Origin of the sequence: Bradyrhizobium sp. CCGUVB23, from assembly GCF_024199885.1 — a bacterium.
Taxonomy (GTDB): Bacteria; Pseudomonadota; Alphaproteobacteria; order Rhizobiales; family Xanthobacteraceae; genus Bradyrhizobium.
Map to the genome: position 1 here is coordinate 8,040,116 of NZ_JANADQ010000001.1, position 17,629 is coordinate 8,057,744.

Annotated in this window: 19 protein-coding genes; 15 read left to right on the top strand and 4 right to left on the bottom strand. The window is 64.0% G+C overall.

Going from position 1 to position 17,629, the window contains the following annotated elements; all coding sequences use genetic code 11:
* Positions 1–34: 34 nt before the first annotated feature.
* The 4 genes from dapA to NLN62_RS37465 are packed head-to-tail and all read left to right on the top strand — an operon-like array spanning position 35 to position 2,514.
* Positions 35–925 (top strand): 4-hydroxy-tetrahydrodipicolinate synthase, encoded by an 891-nt coding sequence (dapA, locus tag NLN62_RS37450; RefSeq protein WP_027522941.1) that lies wholly within the window; start codon positions 35–37, stop codon positions 923–925.
* Positions 926–977: 52 nt separating this feature from the next.
* Positions 978–1,394: a large conductance mechanosensitive channel protein MscL gene (gene mscL, locus NLN62_RS37455; RefSeq protein ID WP_027522940.1), complete on the top strand. Its 417-nt coding sequence runs from the start codon at positions 978–980 to the stop codon at positions 1,392–1,394.
* A gap of 60 nt (positions 1,395–1,454) precedes the next feature.
* Positions 1,455–1,928 (top strand): SsrA-binding protein SmpB, encoded by a 474-nt coding sequence (gene smpB, locus NLN62_RS37460; RefSeq protein ID WP_027522939.1) that lies wholly within the window; start codon positions 1,455–1,457, stop codon positions 1,926–1,928.
* 4 nt (positions 1,929–1,932) lie between these two features.
* Entirely contained in the window at positions 1,933–2,514 is a 582-nt protein-coding gene (locus tag NLN62_RS37465; protein WP_254112093.1) for a peroxiredoxin, read from the top strand.
* Here NLN62_RS37465 and NLN62_RS37470 read toward each other — a convergent pair.
* Positions 2,511–3,185: a uracil-DNA glycosylase gene (locus NLN62_RS37470; RefSeq protein ID WP_027522937.1), complete on the bottom strand. Its 675-nt coding sequence runs from the start codon at positions 3,183–3,185 to the stop codon at positions 2,511–2,513. The two genes, NLN62_RS37465 and NLN62_RS37470, sit on opposite strands and share 4 nt — an antisense overlap.
* Positions 3,166–3,810 carry an NYN domain-containing protein gene (locus NLN62_RS37475; RefSeq protein ID WP_027522936.1) on the bottom strand — a complete coding sequence of 215 codons (645 nt, stop codon included), beginning with the start codon at positions 3,808–3,810 and terminating at the stop codon, positions 3,166–3,168. Before NLN62_RS37475 ends, NLN62_RS37470 begins: the two co-directional genes overlap by 20 nt.
* Before the next feature lie 326 nt (positions 3,811–4,136).
* Between NLN62_RS37475 and rpoZ the strand changes: the two genes are divergently transcribed.
* The 11 genes from rpoZ to parC all read left to right on the top strand — a co-directional run bounded on the left by rpoZ (position 4,137) and on the right by parC (position 15,099).
* Complete coding sequence (gene rpoZ, locus NLN62_RS37480; protein WP_027522935.1) at positions 4,137–4,529, top strand: DNA-directed RNA polymerase subunit omega; 393 nt, start codon at positions 4,137–4,139, stop codon at positions 4,527–4,529.
* 220 nt (positions 4,530–4,749) lie between these two features.
* Positions 4,750–7,035 carry a bifunctional (p)ppGpp synthetase/guanosine-3',5'-bis(diphosphate) 3'-pyrophosphohydrolase gene (locus NLN62_RS37485; RefSeq protein WP_027522934.1) on the top strand — a complete coding sequence of 762 codons (2,286 nt, stop codon included), beginning with the start codon at positions 4,750–4,752 and terminating at the stop codon, positions 7,033–7,035.
* Positions 7,036–7,074: 39 nt separating this feature from the next.
* A complete protein-coding gene (locus tag NLN62_RS37490) occupies positions 7,075–7,827 on the top strand; it encodes a pyridoxine 5'-phosphate synthase (protein ID WP_254112094.1) in 753 nt (250 codons plus the stop codon).
* The gene (gene acpS / locus NLN62_RS37495) at positions 7,824–8,243 is read left to right on the top strand and encodes a holo-ACP synthase (protein WP_254112095.1); all 420 of its coding nucleotides are present in this window, start codon (positions 7,824–7,826) and stop codon (positions 8,241–8,243) included. The genes NLN62_RS37490 and acpS overlap by 4 nt, the downstream gene beginning before the upstream one ends.
* 250 nt (positions 8,244–8,493) lie before the next feature.
* Positions 8,494–9,255 carry a signal peptidase I gene (gene lepB, locus NLN62_RS37500; RefSeq protein WP_027522931.1) on the top strand — a complete coding sequence of 254 codons (762 nt, stop codon included), beginning with the start codon at positions 8,494–8,496 and terminating at the stop codon, positions 9,253–9,255.
* On the top strand, positions 9,252–10,067 hold the full coding sequence (rnc, locus tag NLN62_RS37505) for a ribonuclease III (protein WP_027522930.1): 816 nt from the start codon (positions 9,252–9,254) through the stop codon (positions 10,065–10,067). The genes lepB and rnc overlap by 4 nt, the downstream gene beginning before the upstream one ends.
* Positions 10,057–10,983, top strand: a complete 927-nt coding sequence (gene era, locus NLN62_RS37510; RefSeq protein ID WP_254112096.1) for a GTPase Era — start codon at positions 10,057–10,059, stop codon at positions 10,981–10,983. The genes rnc and era overlap by 11 nt, the downstream gene beginning before the upstream one ends.
* Before the next feature lie 19 nt (positions 10,984–11,002).
* Positions 11,003–11,383 carry a hypothetical protein gene (locus tag NLN62_RS37515; RefSeq protein WP_254112097.1) on the top strand — a complete coding sequence of 127 codons (381 nt, stop codon included), beginning with the start codon at positions 11,003–11,005 and terminating at the stop codon, positions 11,381–11,383.
* A gap of 148 nt (positions 11,384–11,531) precedes the next feature.
* Entirely contained in the window at positions 11,532–12,281 is a 750-nt protein-coding gene (gene recO, locus NLN62_RS37520) for a DNA repair protein RecO (protein WP_254112098.1), read from the top strand.
* A gap of 92 nt (positions 12,282–12,373) precedes the next feature.
* Positions 12,374–12,652 carry a hypothetical protein gene (locus NLN62_RS37525; protein ID WP_027522926.1) on the top strand — a complete coding sequence of 93 codons (279 nt, stop codon included), beginning with the start codon at positions 12,374–12,376 and terminating at the stop codon, positions 12,650–12,652.
* Positions 12,653–12,840: 188 nt separating this feature from the next.
* Complete coding sequence (gene parC / locus NLN62_RS37530) at positions 12,841–15,099, top strand: DNA topoisomerase IV subunit A (protein WP_254112099.1); 2,259 nt, start codon at positions 12,841–12,843, stop codon at positions 15,097–15,099.
* A 237-nt stretch (positions 15,100–15,336) separates the two neighbouring features.
* Here the strand turns inward: parC and NLN62_RS37535 are convergent, their stop codons facing one another.
* Positions 15,337–16,140: a hypothetical protein gene (locus tag NLN62_RS37535; protein ID WP_254112100.1), complete on the bottom strand. Its 804-nt coding sequence runs from the start codon at positions 16,138–16,140 to the stop codon at positions 15,337–15,339.
* Positions 16,124–17,521 carry a hypothetical protein gene (locus tag NLN62_RS37540; protein WP_254112101.1) on the bottom strand — a complete coding sequence of 466 codons (1,398 nt, stop codon included), beginning with the start codon at positions 17,519–17,521 and terminating at the stop codon, positions 16,124–16,126. The genes NLN62_RS37535 and NLN62_RS37540 overlap by 17 nt, the downstream gene beginning before the upstream one ends.
* Positions 17,522–17,629: the final 108 nt, after the last annotated feature.

Below are 17,629 nucleotides of genomic sequence, written 5' to 3' on the forward strand. Positions count from 1 at the left end.
TCTTTTCAGGCCAGCACGCGTACGGAGGAAGCCCATGGCAGCCAAGACGAAGTTCCGGGGATCGTTTACCGCCTTGGTCACGCCGTTCAAAAACGGCTCGCTGGACGAGGCTGCTTTCCGCTCGCTGGTCAATTGGCAGATCGCTGAGGGCACCCACGGCCTGGTTCCGGTCGGCACCACCGGCGAGAGCCCGACGCTCAGCCACGACGAGCACAAGAAGGTCGTCGAATGGTGCATCCAGGAGGCCAAGGGGCGGGTGCCCGTGATCGCAGGCGCCGGCTCCAACTCCACCAAGGAAGCCGTCGAGCTTGCCCAGCACGCCGAGAAGGCGGGCGCCAATGCCGTGCTGGTGGTGACGCCCTACTACAACAAGCCGACCCAGGAAGGGCTCTACCAGCACTTCAAGGCGATCAACGATGCGATTGGAATTCCGATCATCATCTACAACATCCCGCCGCGCTCGGTGATCGACATGTCGGTCGACACCATGAAGCGGCTGTGGGACTTGAAGAACATCGCCGGCGTCAAGGACGCCACCGCCAGCATGGTGCGGGTGTCGCAGCAGCGCGCCGCGATGGGCGAGGATTTCAACCAGCTCTCGGGCGAGGACGCGACCGTGCTCGGCTACATGGCGCATGGCGGCCATGGCTGCATCTCGGTGACATCAAATGTTGCGCCGCGCCTGTGCTCGGAATTCCACACCGCCTGGCAGAAGGGTGACCACGCAACCGCCTTAAAGTTGCACGACAAGTTGATGCCGCTGCACAACAACCTCTTCATCGAGAGCAATCCGGCTCCGATCAAATATGCGCTGTCGCTGCTCGGCAAGATGGACGAGACGCTGCGGCTGCCGATGGTGCCGGTGTCCGAGCCGACCCGCGTCGCGGTGCGCAGCGCCATGGTCCATGCCGGCCTGATCAACTGACGCCCTAGCCAATCGGGGAGCTTTCATGAGCGTCGAGGAAAAGGGCATGCAGATGCTCAAGGAGTTCCGCGAGTTTGCCATGAAAGGCAACGTCGTCGACCTCGCGGTCGGCGTCATCATCGGTGCGGCGTTCGGCGCCATCGTCAACTCGCTGGTCGGCGACGTCATCATGCCGATGATCGGCGCCGTCACCGGCGGGCTCGACTTCTCGAACTACTTTACGCCGCTGTCGAAGGCAGTCACCGCCGGCAATCTTGCGGATGCGAAAAAGCAGGGTGCCGTCTTGGCTTGGGGTAGCTTCCTCACGCTGACGATCAACTTCATCATCGTTGCCTTCGTGCTGTTCCTGGTGATCCGCGCCATGAACAAGTTGAAGCGCAAGGAGGAGGCCGCGCCTGCTGCTCCGCCGAAGCCTTCAGCCGAGGTTGAGCTGCTGACCGAGATCCGCGATCTCCTCAAGAAGTCTTGACGCGCGCGCTTCATCCAACCTGTTAGCGTTGACGCGCATCTCGATCTGGTAACCTGAGCCATGGCCGACAAGAACGAACGCCCCATCAAGGTTGTGGCGGAAAATCGCAAGGCGCGCTTCAATTACGCGATCGAGGACACGGTCGAGGCGGGCATTGCGCTGACCGGAACCGAGGTCAAGTCGATCCGCAACGGCAAGAGCACGATCGCGGAATCCTACGCGGATTCGAAGAACGGCGAGATCTGGCTGATCAACGCCAACATCCCCGAATATCTCCAGGCCAACCGCTTCAATCACGAGCCGAAGCGGCCGCGCAAGCTGCTGCTGCATCGAAAGCAGATCAACAAGCTGATCGGCGCGGTGGACCGCGAGGGCATGACGCTGATCCCGCTCAAGCTTTACTTCAACGAGCGCGGGCGGGCGAAGCTGCAGCTCGCGGTCGCCAAGGGCAAGAAGCTGCACGACAAGCGCGAGACCGTGAAGAAGCGCGACTGGGGCCGGGAGAAGGGCCGGCTGATGCGGGCGAGGGGATGAGGCGATGAACCAGAGAAACCTGCTCGAGGTCGACTGGAGCAAGATCCCGGCGCCGACAGACGATGGTGGCGCGACGCATCTGAAGGGCATGACGATCCCGCCGGTCAGCCTGCGCGCGACCGACGATACGTCAGTGACGCTGTCGGCGCTCCGCGGCCGCACCGTTGTCTTCGGCTATCCGCGCACAGGCGAGCCCGGCAAGATCGCGCTGGTCGACGACTGGGACATGATCCCCGGCGCGCGCGGCTGCACGCCGCAGACCTGCGCGTTCCGCGACCTCTTCGCCGAGTTGAAGGCAGCCGGCACGTCCCATGTGTTCGGGCTCTCGACCCAAAGCAACGACTACCAGACCGAGATGGCCTCGCGGCTGCATCTGCCGTTCCCGGTGCTCTCAGACGAGAAGCTCGAGCTGACCCGCGCACTCAATCTGCCGACGATGGAGGTTGCCGGGCTGACGTTGATCAAGCGGCTTGCGTTGATCATCGACGACGCGAAGATAACGCACGTATTCTATCCGGTGTTTCCGCCCGACCGAAACGCCGGCGACGTGCTGCACTGGCTGAAAGACCACCCAGTCAAGGTCTAGTCGAGGTCGGCTTTCACCTTAGCAAACACCTTGCGGAACATCTCCGGCGTGAGCACGCCGGTGTTCGTGTTGTAACGGGAGCAGTGATAACTGTCGTACAGCCGGAGCGCGCCCGCCTGGTGCACCGCGCCGTGACCGAACGGCGCCTGCGCACCCTTCAGGCCCAGCGGCTTGAGTACGGTATCGTGCGCAATTCGTCCGAGCGCGACGATGGCACGCAGGTTCGGCATCGTCTCGAGGTTGGCGGCGAGGAAGGTGCGGCACGTGTTGATCTCTGCCGGCAGCGGCTTGTTCTGCGGCGGCACGCAGTGCACCGCATTGGCGATCCGGCAGTCGACAAGCTTCAGGCCGTCGTCGGGCCGCGCCTGATAGGCCCCCTTGGCAAACCCGTATTCGATCAGCGTTGCGTAGAGCAGGTCGCCGGCATAGTCGCCCGTGAACGGGCGACCCGTGCGGTTGGCGCCCTGCATCCCCGGTGCGAGACCGACGATCAGCAGGCGCGCCTTGACGTCGCCGAAGGGCGCAACCGGCGCATTGTGCCAGGACGGCTCGCGCGCCCGGTTCGCCTCGCGAAAGGCAACCAGCCGTGGACAGAGCGGACAGTCACGGTCGGGTACGACGGTGGGGACCTGGCGGCTTGAACGGGCCGCCTCACTCCTCGAAGTCGTCATCGCCCCTCGGCGCCATCGTGGTCGCGCGCTGGAGGAACTGCGGGGCGTGATGACGTGCTTCGCGGTCGCCACGCTCGCGCGGAGCCGGGCGTTCGGACGGGTCGCGACCAAGCTTGGACTGGAGCTCGACGAGGTCGGTGAAGACGTCGGCTTGGCGGCGCAGCTCGTCGGCGATCATTGGCGGCTGGCTGGCGATGGTGGAGATGACGGTGACGCGGACACCGCGGCGCTGCACGGCTTCGACCAGGGAACGGAAATCGCCGTCACCGGAGAACAGCACCATCTGGTCGATGTGTTCGGCGAGTTCCATGGCATCCACCGCAAGCTCGATATCCATGTTGCCCTTGACCTTGCGGCGGCCGCTGGCGTCGATGAATTCCTTCGTGGCCTTGGTGACGACGGTGTAGCCGTTGTAGTCGAGCCAGTCGATCAGGGGACGTATCGAGGAGTATTCCTGATCCTCGATGATGGCGGTGTAGTAGAAAGCACGCAGAAGCGTCCCCCGGCTCTGGAATTCCTTCAGCAGGCGCTTGTAATCGATATCGAAACCCAACGTTTTTGCCGTCGCGTACAGATTGGCCCCATCGATGAAGAGCGCGATCTTGTTGGTTGGAGAAGGTGACATTCAGTTGCTCGCGTAGTGTTCGTGTTCAATCGTTTATTGTTGGCGCGACGGCAGCAATCCGCGCAGATCAAGAGGCTGCCAAAACCCGCCGAAACCGTAAATCCGGAGAAGTCGGGGCAAACCAAGGTATAGTTATGGCGGTCGGCCCGTCCGGTGCCGCCCTCCTTGGCGACCCGGGAAATGCCGATTCTAGCCCCAATGTGGGGTTAACCAAGGCGTTTGGCGAGACCAAATCACAAAATGATCTTGCGAAACCGCCCCGGCCTCTATAACTAGCCTGCATCATCCACATGTTTTGACCCACCCAAGAGCGGAGCGACAGTCTAATGGCTCGCGTCACCGTAGAAGATTGTATCGACAAGGTCGACAACCGGTTTGACCTCGTCCTGCTGGCCGCCCACCGCGCCCGCATGATTTCGTCCGGTTCACAACTAACGGTTGACCGGGATAACGACAAGAACCCCGTTGTCTCTTTGCGCGAAATTGCCGACCAGACCATTTCGCCGGAGGATCTGCGCGAGGAGCTGGTCCACTCCCTCCAGAAATTCGTCGAGGTGGATGAGCCTGAGCCCGATACCGTGCCTTTGATCGGTTCCGCTGGCGCCAGCGTCGATGCAGACGATACCGAGGTCGCTGTCGAACGCATGACGGAAGAGGAGCTCCTGAAGGGCCTCGAGGGCCTGGCGCCGCCGGAGGAGCAGCCCGAGGAGGACGAGTAATCGTTCTCGCGCCGCGCCGACGAAATTTTGATTTCATCAAAGGCCCGAACCCGCGTTCGGGCCTTTGCTTTTGTTGACCTTTTCGTGGTTACCATAGCGCTGGCAGAGCGCGCTTGCGAGCGCCGTTTCCGATTGTGTCGGACACGCGCACGATCGGCGCTAGGATGTATACAACGGGCCATTTCCTGGTTCGTTTGAAGGCAGGAAGACGCGGGCAGAGATGGTGTATCGGCGTCGTAAATTTACGCAGATGGAGGCCGCGACCGAGTCGGTCGCCGTGGCCCCGACTGCGCCGACGGCACGGCCCTCAAAGCCGCGGGCGCGCATGATGCGGCAATATGACCTCGTCGAGCGCGTCAGGTCCTACAACCCGAACACCAACGAAGACCTGCTGAACCGCGCCTATGTCTACGCCATGAAGGCGCACGGCTCGCAGACGCGCGCCTCGGGCGACCCCTACTTCTCCCATCCGCTCGAAGTGGCGGCGATCCTCACCGACCTGAAGCTCGACGACGCCACTATCGTGGCGGCGCTATTGCACGACACGATCGAGGACACCGAGGCGACCCGCGCCGAGATCGACCAGATCTTCGGCCCCGAGATCGGTGCGCTGGTCGAGGGCCTGACCAAGCTGAAGCGGCTGGAGCTGGTATCGCGCGAGGCCAAGCAGGCCGAGAACCTGCGCAAGCTCCTGCTGGCGATCGCGGACGACGTTCGCGTCCTCCTGGTCAAGCTCGCCGACCGCCTGCACAACATGCGCACGCTGGAATTCGTGCCGCCGGCATCGCGCCGCCGGATCGCCGAGGAGACGCTCGACATCTACGCGCCGCTGGCGGGCCGCATGGGTATGCAGGAGATGCGTGAGGAGCTGGAGGACCTGTCCTTCCGCACCCTCGATCCCGAAGCCTACAACGTGGTGATGCAGCGGCTCGATGCGCTGGCCGAGCGCAACCGCAACTTGATCGGCGAGATCGAGGCTCAGCTCTCGAACAATCTGCGCCACAGGGGCCTTGGCGCGCGCGTCTACGGTCGCCGCAAGAAGCCGTTCTCGATCTGGACCAAGATGGAGCGCAAGTCGGTCGGCTTCGAGCAATTGTCCGACATCTTCGGCTTCCGTGTCGTGGTCAACGACGTCGAGGCCTGCTACCGCGCGCTCGGCATCGTCCACACCACCTGGCCTGTCGTGCCCGGCCGTTTCAAGGACTACATCTCGACGCCCAAGCAGAACGACTATCGCTCGATCCACACCACGGTGATCGGCCCCGGCAACCAGCGCGTCGAGCTCCAGATCCGCACCGAGGAAATGGACCAGATCGCCGAGCGCGGCATCGCCGCGCACGTCTTCTACAAGGAGGGCGTCGGCTCGCCGACGGAGTTCCTGAAGCGCGAGTCCAATGCGTTTGCCTGGCTGCGCCATACCGTCGGAATTCTTTCCGAGAGCACCAATCCCGAGGAATTCCTCGAGCACACCAAGCTCGAACTGTTCCACGACCAGGTGTTCTGCTTCACCCCGAAGGGCAAGCTGATCGCGCTGCCGCGCCATGCCAATGTGATCGACTTTGCCTATGCGGTGCACACCGACGTCGGCAACAGCGCCGTGGGTTGCAAGATCAACGGCAAGTTCGCGCCGCTGTCCTCGGAGCTGCAGAACGGCGACGAGGTCGAGGTTCTGACCTCGGAGGCACAATCGGCGCCGCCATCGGCCTGGGAATCGCTTGCCGTAACCGGCAAGGCGCGCGCGGCGATCCGGCGTGCTACCCGTACCGCAGTCCGCGACCAATATGCCGGCCTCGGCCGGCGTATCGTCGAGCGCCTGTTCGAACGTGCCAAAATCGACTACGCCGACGACAAGCTGAAGGGGGCGCTGCCGCGCCTTGCCCGCTCCTCGATCGAGGACGTGATGGCGGCGGTCGGCCGAGGCGAGATCAAGGCCTCCGACGTCGCGCGGGCCATGTATCCCGACTACAAGGAAGAGCGGGTCGGGCGCTACGCCAAGAAGGGGCTGGCCGCCAAGCTCAAGGAGACCGTGGTGCCGGGGACGCCGCGCCCCCCGACCGCGATCCCGATCCGCGGCATCAATTCCGACCTGCCGGTGAAGTTCGCGCCGAACGGCGGCGCCGTGCCTGGCGACCGTATTGTCGGCATCGTCACGCCGGGCGAGGGCATCACCATCTATCCGATCCAGTCGCCGGCCCTGAAGGATTTCGAGGAGGAGCCGGAGCGCTGGCTCGACGTACGCTGGGACATCGAGGACACCACTCCGCAGCGCTTCCCGGCCCGCATCAAGGTCGAGAACGTCAACGAGCCCGGCGCGCTCGCGCAGATCGCGACCGTAATCGCCGAGCACGACGGCAACATCGACAATATCAGCATGCAGCGCCGCTCGCCGGATTTCACCGAGACGACCATCGATCTCGAGGTGTACGACCTGAAGCACCTGAGCGCGATCATAGCCCAGTTGCGCGCGAAGGCGGTCGTCGCGCGCGTCGAACGTGTTAATGGATAGGCCGAGTTTGCCTGTCCCTCCGACTACGTGAGCCTCGCCATGCCCGTTCCTCCGCTTCGCCTCGGCGTCAATGTCGACCATGTCGCGACCCTGCGTAACGCGCGGGGCGGCCGCAATCCCGATCCGGTGCGCGCTGCTTTGCTGGCGATCGAGGCCGGCGCCGATGGCATCACCGCACACTTGCGCGAAGATCGCCGGCATATCCGCGACGAGGACATGGCGCGACTGAAGGCAGAAATCTCCAAGCCTCTGAACTTCGAGATGGCGGCGACCGACGACATGATGCGCATCTCGCTCGCCACCAAGCCGCATGCGGTGTGCCTGGTGCCGGAGCGCCGCCAGGAGGTGACGACCGAAGGCGGGCTCGATGTGGTCGGACAGCACAATGCGCTCGCGCCTTTCATCGCTCGGCTGAACGACGCCGGCATCCGCGTGTCGCTGTTCATCGCCGCCGACCCCCAGCAGATCGAGATGGCGGCGCGGCTGCGCGCGCCGGTGATCGAGATCCACACCGGTGCCTGGTGCGACGCCGTCGTCGACGGACACACCGACAAGGCCGAGGCCGAATGGCAGCGCATCGTGGCCGGCGCCAGGCTGGCCCGCGCTGCAGGTCTCGAGGTCCACGCCGGCCACGGGCTCGATTATGCGACGGCGGAGAAGATCGCAGGCCTCCCCGAAATCATCGAGCTGAACATCGGCTATTACATGATCGGCGAGGCGCTGTTCGTCGGCCTTGCCGAAACGGTGCGCAGCATGCGCGCCGCGATGGACCGCGGCCGGAGCAGGGCATGATCATCGGCATCGGCTCCGACCTGATCGACATCACCCGCGTCGCCAAGGTGATCGAACGCCATGGCGAGCGCTTTCTCGACCGCATCTTCACCGAGGCCGAACGTGCCAAGGCGGAGCGCCGCGCCAAGAGCGAGAAGATGGTGGTCGCGACCTATGCCAAGCGCTTCGCCGCCAAGGAGGCCTGCTCCAAGGCGCTCGGGACCGGCATCAGGCGCGGCATCTGGTGGCGCGACATGGGGGTGGTCAACCTGCCCGGGGGGCGGCCGACCATGCAACTGACCGGCGGTGCGCTGGCCCGGTTGAACGCGCTGACGCCGGAGGGCTTCGAAGCGCGGATCGACCTGTCGATCACCGACGACTGGCCGCTCGCCCAGGCCTTCGTCGTCATTTCAGCGGTGCCGCTGGCGAAACCTTGATCTGTCGGCCGAAGAATTAAAGTAATATAATAAATTCAATGACTTATATATTGTTGATGCGCCCCTTGATTGCGTGGCTGCTGACAACCGTCTAAAAGTTCGCCGGCACAAATCAGCCGGGGCGAATTCGGCTTTACGCCGGAATTGGCCCCCACTATCAGAATCAGGACAATCTCCTTACGCCGCAAAGCGACGGGGCTATGCGCGGGAACGGGCGTTCCGTGACCGCGGGACCGGAATTGGGAAAGCAATGAGCGTGACTTCAGGAACCAAATCTGAGAGCGGCCTCGGCGAAACCGTCCGGGTCGTCATCCACGCTCTCCTGATCGCGCTGGTGATCCGCACCTTCCTGTTCCAGCCGTTCAATATTCCCTCCGGCTCGATGAAGGCGACGCTGCTCGTCGGCGATTACCTGTTCGTGTCGAAATATTCCTACGGCTATAGCCATTACTCGATCCCGTTCTCGCCGCCGCTGTTCTCGGGACGCGTCTTCGGCTCGGACCCGAACCGCGGCGACATCGTCGTCTTCCGTCTGCCCAAGGACGACACCACCGACTACATCAAGCGCGTGATCGGGCTGCCCGGCGACCGCGTCCAGATGAAGGAAGGGCTGCTCTACATCAACGACGTGCCGGTGCAGCGCGAACGCCTGAGCGACTTCGTCGGCGAAGACCCCTGCGGCTCGTCAGACGCCACCGCGCGGGTGAAGCGCTGGAAGGAGACGCTGCCGAACGGCGTCACCTATGAGACGCTCGACTGCGTCGACAACGGCTTCTACGACAACACCAACGTCTACACGGTGCCGGCCGGCCACTTCTTCATGATGGGCGACAACCGTGACAACTCGACCGACAGCCGCGTGCAGTCGGCGGTGGGCTACGTGCCGCAGGAGAACCTGATCGGCCGTGCCCAGATGATTTTCTTCTCCATCGCCGAAGGCGAGCACGCCTGGATGTTCTGGCGCTGGCCCTGGGCGGTGCGCTGGAACCGAATGTTCAAAATCGTCCGATGAAAGACGAAGCCAAGGACATCACAATCCAACCGATCGAGGCCGCTGCGAGCCCTGACGCCGAAGCTGCTCCCAAAGCTCCCGCAAAGAAGAAGCGGGCGAGGAGCGGCAAGGCCAAGGGCGCGAACGCGGCGCTCGAGGCGCGCATCGGGCACAATTTCGCCGATCCGAACCTGCTCATCCAGGCGATCACGCACGTCTCTGCCCTCAAGTCGGGACGCAAGCGCGGCGACAGCTACCAGCGGCTGGAATTCCTCGGCGACCATGTGCTCGGGCTCGTCGTGTCCGACATGCTCTATCACGCCTTCCCGAGCGCCGATGAAGGCGAGCTGTCCAAGCGGCTCGCCGAGCTCGTGCGCAAGGAGAGTTGCGCTGACGTTGCGAAGTTGCTTGGCCTCGTCGAGGACATCAAGCTCGGTAGTGTCGGTCCCGCCGCCGACGCCCGCTTGCGCAAATCCGTGCTCGGCGACATCTGCGAAGCCGTGATCGGTGCCATCTATCTCGACGGCGGGCATGCGGCCGCGGCCGAGTTCGTCAAGCGCAACTGGACCGAGCGCATGCACAAGCCGCGGCGGCCCCTGCGCGACCCCAAGACCGTGCTCCAGGAATGGGCGCAGGGGAAGGGCTTGCCGACGCCGGTCTATCGCGAGGTCGAGCGCACCGGGCCGCATCACGATCCGCAGTTCCGCGTCGCCGTGGATCTGCCGGGGCTGGCATCGGCGGAAGGCATCGGCGGCAGCAAGCGCGCGGCGGAGAAAGTGGCAGCTTCAGTGATGATCGAACGCGAAGGCGTTGGCGGCGGCAATGACGGCTGAAGCAAGTGGCGAGGCGCCTGCCGCGACGCGCTGCGGCTTCGTTGCGCTGATCGGTGCACCCAATGTCGGCAAGTCGACGCTGGTCAACGCGCTGGTCGGCGCCAAGGTCACGATCGTCTCGCGCAAGGTGCAGACGACGCGCGCGCTGATCCGCGGCATCGTCATCGAGAACAACGCGCAAATCATCCTGGTCGACACGCCCGGCATCTTCCTGCCGAAGCGAAGGCTCGACCGCGCCATGGTCTCCACCGCCTGGAGCGGCGCGCATGATGCCGACCTCGTCTGCGTGCTGCTCGACGCCAAGACCGGCATCGACGAAGAGGCCGAGGCGATCCTCACCAAGGCCGCGAGCGTCAATCACGAGAAGATCCTGGTGATCAACAAGGTCGACCTGGTCCAGCGCGAGAAGCTGCTGGCTCTGGCACAGGCCGCCAATGAGCGCATGCCGTTTGCCAGGACCTTCATGATCTCGGCGATCTCGGGCGACGGCGTCGACGACATTCGCACGACGCTTGCGGAGATGGTGCCGTCGGGTCCGTTCCTCTATCCCGAGGACCAGATGTCGGACGCGCCGATGCGGCAGCTTGCGGCCGAGATCACGCGCGAAAAGATCTATCAGAAGCTGCACCAGGAATTGCCCTACCAGTCCACGGTCGAGACCGACAAATGGGAGGAGCGCAAGGACAACTCGGTGCGCATCGAGCAGACGATCTTCGTCGAGCGCGAAAGCCAGCGCAAGATCGTGCTCGGCAAGGGCGGCGCCACCATCAAGTCGATCGGCGCGGACTCGCGCAAGGAGCTGATGCAGATCCTGGATGTGCCGGTGCATCTCTTCCTGTTCGTCAAGGTGCGCGAGAACTGGGGCGACGATCCCGACCGCTATCGGGAAATGGGCCTGGAATTCCCCAAAGAATGAACAAGAAGATGGGTTGGTGATGAGCGTGCCCCGCAACGTCCTGCGCTTCGAAGTGCTGCTCTATGCATCGCTGATGCTGGATGCGCTGTCGGTTGCGTTCCAGGACCGCACGCCGAACCCCGACATGACGGACCAGATGATCACGACCGCGACGCTGATCGCCGGCGGGATGATCCTGCTGCTGGTCTATTTCGTCTGGCTGGCGGCACAAAAGCGCAAGAACTGGCCGCGCTGGGTGCTGGCGGCGGCCCTCGTGCTGTCGGTGATCTCGCTTGCGCAGATCATCGGCGAGAAGGGCATCGAGCTCGACAGCGGCATCGAGATCGTGTCCTGCGTGCTGACGACGATCGGCTTGTATTTCTCCTTCACCGGCGACGCGCAGGGCTGGTTCAACGCCTAGAGATGCGTAGAGATGCGTAGGGTGGGCAATGGCGCGCTCTTCGCGCGCCGTGCCCACCGCAACTGGCCGTGTGTTGATTGATCAAATCGGTGGGCACGCTTCGCTTTGCCCACCCTACGGTCCCGCGAAATACGGTAAGCTCGTTGCCATGGAATGGACCGACGACGGCATCGTGCTGGGGGTGCGGCGGCATGGCGAGACCAGCGCCATCGTCGAGCTTCTGACGCGCGCCCACGGCCGGCATCTCGGGCTCGCGCGCGGCGGCGCCAGTTCGCGGATGCGGCCGCTACTCCAGCCTGGCAACAGCGTGCGCGCGGTGTGGCGGGCGCGGCTGGACGAGCATCTGGGCACCTATGCGATCGAGGGCCTGCGGTTGCGGGCTGCGGGGCTGCTTGCGTCCTCGCACGGCGTTTATGGCGTCACGCATCTTGCCTCGCTGGCGCGGCTGTTGCCCGAGCGCGATCCGCATGAGGAGATCTTTGCGCAGCTCGAGCACGCCCTCGATGACTTCGACGACATCGGCGGGGCGGCCGTGCACATCATCCATTTCGAGCTCGCGATGCTCGCCGAACTCGGCTTCGGCCTCGCGCTGGAGAATTGCGCGGTGACCGGCGAGACCACGGATCTGATCTACGTCTCGCCGAAATCCGGCGGCGCGGTGTCGCGCTCCGCCGGCGAGCCGTGGCGCGACCGGCTGTTGCGCCTGCCACCGTTCCTGCGGCAGGGCGAGGCGGCGAGCGAGCTCACGGACCAGGACCTTCAGGATGGCTTTCGGCTCACCGGCCTGTTCCTGCTCCGCCACGTGCTGGAGCCGCGCGGGCAGGGGCATTCGGACGCAAGAAGCGGCTTCCTCAATGCTCTGACGCGGCAGCAGGCGAGGGCGATCAGCTCGCCATGAGAGCGTCTCTGCTCTGCCCGATCGGCTATTGAAACCGGGAACCAAATCACGCTAACTGGGTTGGCCGGGGTGGTTCCACCGGGGACATCCAGATGATCAGAGGATTCGTGGTATCCGCCGCGCTGCTTGCGCTGGCGCCGGACGCAATGGCTGCTGAGCAGCAGCCCGGCCTGTTTCGCCGCGCCTCCTGCACCGTCGTGCGGTACTATGTTGCGAAATATTCGGCAGCCGCCGCGGAGACATGGGCGCGATCCCACGGCGCGACGGACGCGGAAATCGAGACTGCGCGCCGCTGTCTGGCCAATGCGCCGACGCAGGCCAAGGGCCCGCAAGCCACCCCGCCTGTGACCGCGGGCTGGGCCGGGCAATAGTAGCCGACAGGGAATCAATTGATCCTCGCCCGTTTTGCGTCCGCAATTTGCGATCCGAAGCGGCGGCGTAGCGCGAGCCCGATCCGAATCGGCCTGCAAATCCTTTTTCTGTGAGGAGGTTAGCCCGCCAAATCGAGCATTTTGATTCGCGGCTTGCCCGATTCACCGTCTCGGTTTAACGCCTCCCCATGGGAAAACGACAGGTACCGCCGGAGAAGCCGGCTGAAATCCACGAGGTGCCGCTACGCGATGCGCTCGAAGAGCGCTATCTCGCCTATGCGCTCTCCACCATCACGGGCCGCGCGCTGCCGGATGCGCGCGACGGTCTGAAGCCGGTGCACCGGCGCATCCTCTATGGCATGCGCCTGCTCAGGCTCGACCCGGGCGCCGGCTTCAAGAAATCGGCCAAGATCGTCGGCGACGTGATGGGCTCGTTCCATCCGCACGGCGACCAGGCGATCTACGACGCCATGGTACGTCTCGCGCAGGACTTCTCCTCGCGCTATCCGCTGGTCGACGGCCAGGGCAATTTCGGCAATATCGACGGCGATAACCCCGCCGCCTACCGCTACACCGAAGCCCGCATGACCGACGTCGCGCGGCTTCTGCTCGACGGCATCGACGAGGACGGCGTCGAATTCCGTGCCAATTACGACGGTCAGTCCAAGGAGCCGGTGGTCCTGCCCGGCGGCTTCCCGAACCTGCTCGCCAACGGCGCGCAGGGCATCGCGGTCGGCATGGCGACTTCGATCCCGCCGCACAATGCGGCCGAGCTTTGCGACGCGGCCCTGCATCTGATCGAAAAGCCCGATGCCAAGTCCAAGTCGCTCCTGAAGTGGGTGAAGGGCCCTGACTTCCCGACCGGCGGCATCATCGTCGATTCCAAGCAGGCGATTGCGGAGGCCTACACTACCGGCCGTGGCTCTTTCCGCGTCCGTTCCAAATGGGAGCAGGAGGAAGGCGCCCGCGGCACCTGGGTCGTCGTCGTCACGGAGATCCCGTGGCTGGTGCAGAAGTCGCGGCTGGTCGAGAAGATCGCCGAGTTGCTCGACCAGAAAAAGCTGCCTCTGGTTGGCGAGGTCCGCGACGAATCTGCAGAGGACGTCCGTCTCGTCATCGAGCCGAAGTCGAAGAACGTCGATCCCGCTTTGATGATGGAGTCGCTGTTCCGGCTGACCGAGCTCGAAAGCAAGATCCCGCTGAACCTGAACGTGCTGATCAAGGGCCGCATCCCCAAGGTTGTGGGGCTCGCGGAGTGCCTACGCGAATGGCTCGACCATCTGCGCGACGTGCTGATCCGCCGCTCCAACTTCCGCAAGAGCCAGATCGAGCACCGGCTCGAGGTCCTTGGCGGCCATTTGGTCGCCTATCTGAACCTCGACAAGGTGATCAAGATCATCCGCACCGAGGACGAGCCGAAGCCGGCGTTGATCAAGGCGTTCAAGCTCACCGAAATCCAGGCCGAAGCCATCCTCAACATGCGTTTGCGCAACTTGCGCAGGCTCGAGGAAATGGAGATCCGCAATGAGGACAGGGATCTGCGCAAGGAGTTGAAGGGTATCGAAGGCCTGCTCGCCTCCGAAACCGAGCAGTGGAAGAAGGTCGGCGAGCAGGTCGGCAAGGTCCGCGACATGTTCGGGCCCAAGACGCCGCTTGGCAAGCGCCGCACCGCCTTTGCTGACGCGCCGGAGCACGATCTCGCCGCGATCGAGGAAGCCTTCGTCGAGCGCGAGCCGGTCACGGTCGTCGTCTCCGACAAGGGCTGGATCCGGACGATGAAGGGCCATGTCGAGGATTTGTCGGGGCTTGCTTTCAAGCAGGATGACAAGCTCGGCTTTGCCTTCTTCGCCGAAACGACCTCGAAGCTCCTGCTGTTCGCGACCAACGGCAAGTTCTACTCGCTGGATGTTGCGAAGCTGCCGGGCGGCCGCGGCCATGGCGAGCCGATCCGGCTGTTCATTGATCTCGAGCAGGAGGCCGCGCCGGTCGCGCTGTTCGTCAACAAGGGCGGTCGCAAATTCCTGGTCGCAAGCCACGAGGGCCAGGGTTTTATCGTCAATGAGGACGATTGCGTCGGCACCACCAAGAAGGGCAAGCAGGTCCTCAACGTCGAGATGCCGAACGAGGCGCGCACGGTCACGGAAGTGCTCGGTGACACCATCGCCGTCATCGGCGAGAACCGCAAGATGCTGATCTTCCCGCTCGATCAGGTGCCGGAAATGGCCCGCGGCCGCGGCGTGCGGTTGCAGAAGTACAAGGACGGCGGTCTGTCCGACGTCGCCGTGTTCGACGCAAAGGCAGGGCTGACCTGGAAGGACTCTGCCGGCCGCGAGTTCAGCGCGACCATGAAGGAACTCGCCGAGTGGCAGGGCACCCGCGCCGACGCCGGCCGCCTGCCGCCGAAGGGCTTCCCGAAATCGAACAAGTTCGGGCGGGTGATCGGGTAGGGGCACAGCAGAGCTCTCAGACCACCGAGACCACCGTGATCGCCCGCGAAAGCGGGCGATCTGGTCTTGTAAAGGCGGTGGTGGGGTATGGCTGCGGTGCACCGAACCAAAATCTCGAAAACAACCCCATGCAAAGTAGCGCTCAAGTCGCCGGCAGGGTGCCCGGGGTGATGCTGGACGGATTGACACGTCGGGCAAATCAGGGGGCAATCGGCTCCCCGCGAGCGCCGTCAGGGGCTAACCGTCGACAAACGTCTTCCATTTGGCGAACTGCGACTGTCGCAGGCTCTTGCCTTCGTCCTCGAGTTCGGCAGCGCGGTTGGCCGCAGCAGTCATGGCCGTCGCGGCGCGATTGTAGCCGTCGGCCGTGGACTGGAACGGAAAGATGAACTGACCGTTCGCGACCTTGTAGACCCCGAACTCGCGGATCAGAAGCGCCACACATTTGTCGAAGGCATTGTAGTAGCCCGCCCGCGAGGCGAGCGCCTTGGAGGTGAGCGCGGTCCATGCCGCATGCTGCTCTTCGATCAGCGCCATGAAACCGGAGAGCCGCGCATCCCCGAGGTTCAGCGAACGCGCGTCGTTTTCGATCCTGTCACGCGTGGTCTTGATCGTCTCGGCGTACCGGGGCGCCAAACCTGCCGCATTGTTTTCCGCGGTCTTGAGATCGCGGCGCAGCCCGTCAAGGTCGCTGCGGCTCGACGCGCCGAGATCGCCGAGCTTCGGCAGCGGTTTCGGCTCGACCTCGCCCAGCAGCTTTCGCGCCGCGGCATCGATTTCCATCGCGTCGCTGTTTGCGAGCGCAAGCAGCCTGAGCAGCCTGTTCGAAGGATGCAGCTTGATGACCTGATCGAGCTGGTCGGCATCAGTCACGTCGCGCAAGGCGGTGCGGGTCTCCTCGGCGGAAACGACGGCCTGATACTTCGACAGATCGCCGGCGTAGTACATGGCGACGAAGCAAGTGATCAGGAGGAGGGACAGGAGCACAAGAATGATGACCGGTCGTCGCGGCCCGGCCTTCTGATCAGGAAACGATTCCACGGCGCAGATTCCCCCTCGAACACACCTTAGCGTCTTTCACCGGGGCGGAGGAGTCCGGGCGAGACGTGAGGCTATGCGGATACGTTGGCGGGCAGCCGACGCCGGGGGCGTCCTGCTCATGCGACGACCACCAGCGTGCCACAGCTTGAGCGACCTCGTCCCACAGCGGCGTCGGCAAATCCGGCACGGCGATCCTGACGACATAGCGATTGCTGATGGTGTCGTGGAACCACTCCGTCGCACCGAAATCAAAGCCAAAGCTTCCTGCGTGGCGAAGCGGCAATCCGACCCTGCCCAAGTCGCCCGACAGATCCACGGCGATCTGCCGCGCCTGCTGCTCGTTCATGCTTCGCTTTGGTGCCAGCGTCACGTAGAGCCCATGAGCGAAATGCAGCTCGGCCGATGAGCCGGGAAGCGCCGCTGCAAAATAGCGGGCTGTTCGCCGGCTGTTGCGAAGGATGGTTGCGACACGCCTGTCGGTCAGCATGCAGTAGGCTTCCGTCCCGACATAGGGCGGAAAATGCGCCGGCAGGGCCGCGCCGCCGAACAGCCGCACGGCATCACGCATTTCCGTCTTCAGATCGGTCAGCAATTGCCGGCCCTTCGTGGTCATCCGCCCGTCAGCGGCAATGAATGATGCAGAACCCAGACGGCCATATTCCAGGCCGAGGGAATCGAGCTTGGTGTGGCTGCGCACGAGGACGACGGGGATGTGCCGGCGGCGGGCCCAGCCGAGCACGCGCCGAATACGTCCCGAACCGGTCGAGAAGCATGTCGTGTCGAAGATGATGAGATCGAGCCCGCTCGCCTCGCAGCGCAGCGTCGCCTCGAAGGCGGCAGCCGGCGCGCAGGAGTCGAAGAGGAGAATTTTCGGCCGGCCCGCGAGAGGCGCGAGTTCACGGGGCGCCTGGTTCAGCGCCACGAGACGCAGATGTCGGGCATGGCGTTCAATCAACTCGATGGCCTCGCCATAGGAGCCGGGCAGGACCAGCATGTCTGCGTTCGGGATCACGCGGGCCGAGCCCAGCAGCAGCGCCGATATCGCTGCCATGCCTGACGACGTATAGATGGTCTCCGACATCGCGGCATCCTCGACGTTGTAGAACGGCGGACCGCGGACGTCGAGATCGGCGCGCTGGTAATCGTAGCTGAACTCGAACGGACCGGCGCGCAGCCGCCCCCAATGTGCCCAGTCGGTTTCCGTGCGCGCCCAGTCATGCAGGGCGTGTTCAGCCTTCAGCGCCGCAGCAAGGCGGAATTTCTGTTCAATCACCTCCACGACCGCAACCGGCTTTCGCAGGGCCAAGGGCTTCGCAAGGCAACCATTCAGTAATGCAAGTTCCTGGTGCTTCCGGTCGAGATACGCAGAGAGTGTTTCCATGGCGCGCCTTCGATGACCCCTATCAACGTTTCCGGTGGAGATCGGGTCCTAGGACGGTGGACGCAGTGCGCGTCCAACCAAAGCCCAATGGTGCCGGTGACAAATCGA

Bases quoted from the DNA above. Each gene is read 5' to 3' on its own strand.
- mscL (WP_027522940.1), top strand. From the start codon at position 978: ATGCTCAAGGAGTTCCGCGAGTTTGCCATGAAAGGCAACGTCGTCGAC.
- NLN62_RS37525 (WP_027522926.1), top strand. From the start codon at position 12,374: ATGATCAGAGGATTCGTGGTATCCGCCGCGCTGCTTGCGCTGGCGCCG.
- rnc (WP_027522930.1), top strand. From the start codon at position 9,252: ATGAAAGACGAAGCCAAGGACATCACAATCCAACCGATCGAGGCCGCT.
- NLN62_RS37515 (WP_254112097.1), top strand. From the start codon at position 11,003: ATGAGCGTGCCCCGCAACGTCCTGCGCTTCGAAGTGCTGCTCTATGCA.
- NLN62_RS37490 (WP_254112094.1), top strand. From the start codon at position 7,075: ATGCCCGTTCCTCCGCTTCGCCTCGGCGTCAATGTCGACCATGTCGCG.
- dapA (WP_027522941.1), top strand. From the start codon at position 35: ATGGCAGCCAAGACGAAGTTCCGGGGATCGTTTACCGCCTTGGTCACG.
- smpB (WP_027522939.1), top strand. From the start codon at position 1,455: ATGGCCGACAAGAACGAACGCCCCATCAAGGTTGTGGCGGAAAATCGC.
- NLN62_RS37485 (WP_027522934.1), top strand. From the start codon at position 4,750: ATGGTGTATCGGCGTCGTAAATTTACGCAGATGGAGGCCGCGACCGAG.
- era (WP_254112096.1), top strand. From the start codon at position 10,057: ATGACGGCTGAAGCAAGTGGCGAGGCGCCTGCCGCGACGCGCTGCGGC.
- parC (WP_254112099.1), top strand. From the start codon at position 12,841: ATGGGAAAACGACAGGTACCGCCGGAGAAGCCGGCTGAAATCCACGAG.
- NLN62_RS37470 (WP_027522937.1), bottom strand. From the start codon at position 3,185: ATGACGACTTCGAGGAGTGAGGCGGCCCGTTCAAGCCGCCAGGTCCCC.
- rpoZ (WP_027522935.1), top strand. From the start codon at position 4,137: ATGGCTCGCGTCACCGTAGAAGATTGTATCGACAAGGTCGACAACCGG.
- acpS (WP_254112095.1), top strand. From the start codon at position 7,824: ATGATCATCGGCATCGGCTCCGACCTGATCGACATCACCCGCGTCGCC.
- NLN62_RS37540 (WP_254112101.1), bottom strand. From the start codon at position 17,521: ATGGAAACACTCTCTGCGTATCTCGACCGGAAGCACCAGGAACTTGCA.
- NLN62_RS37475 (WP_027522936.1), bottom strand. From the start codon at position 3,810: ATGTCACCTTCTCCAACCAACAAGATCGCGCTCTTCATCGATGGGGCC.
- lepB (WP_027522931.1), top strand. From the start codon at position 8,494: ATGAGCGTGACTTCAGGAACCAAATCTGAGAGCGGCCTCGGCGAAACC.
- recO (WP_254112098.1), top strand. From the start codon at position 11,532: ATGGAATGGACCGACGACGGCATCGTGCTGGGGGTGCGGCGGCATGGC.
- NLN62_RS37465 (WP_254112093.1), top strand. From the start codon at position 1,933: ATGAACCAGAGAAACCTGCTCGAGGTCGACTGGAGCAAGATCCCGGCG.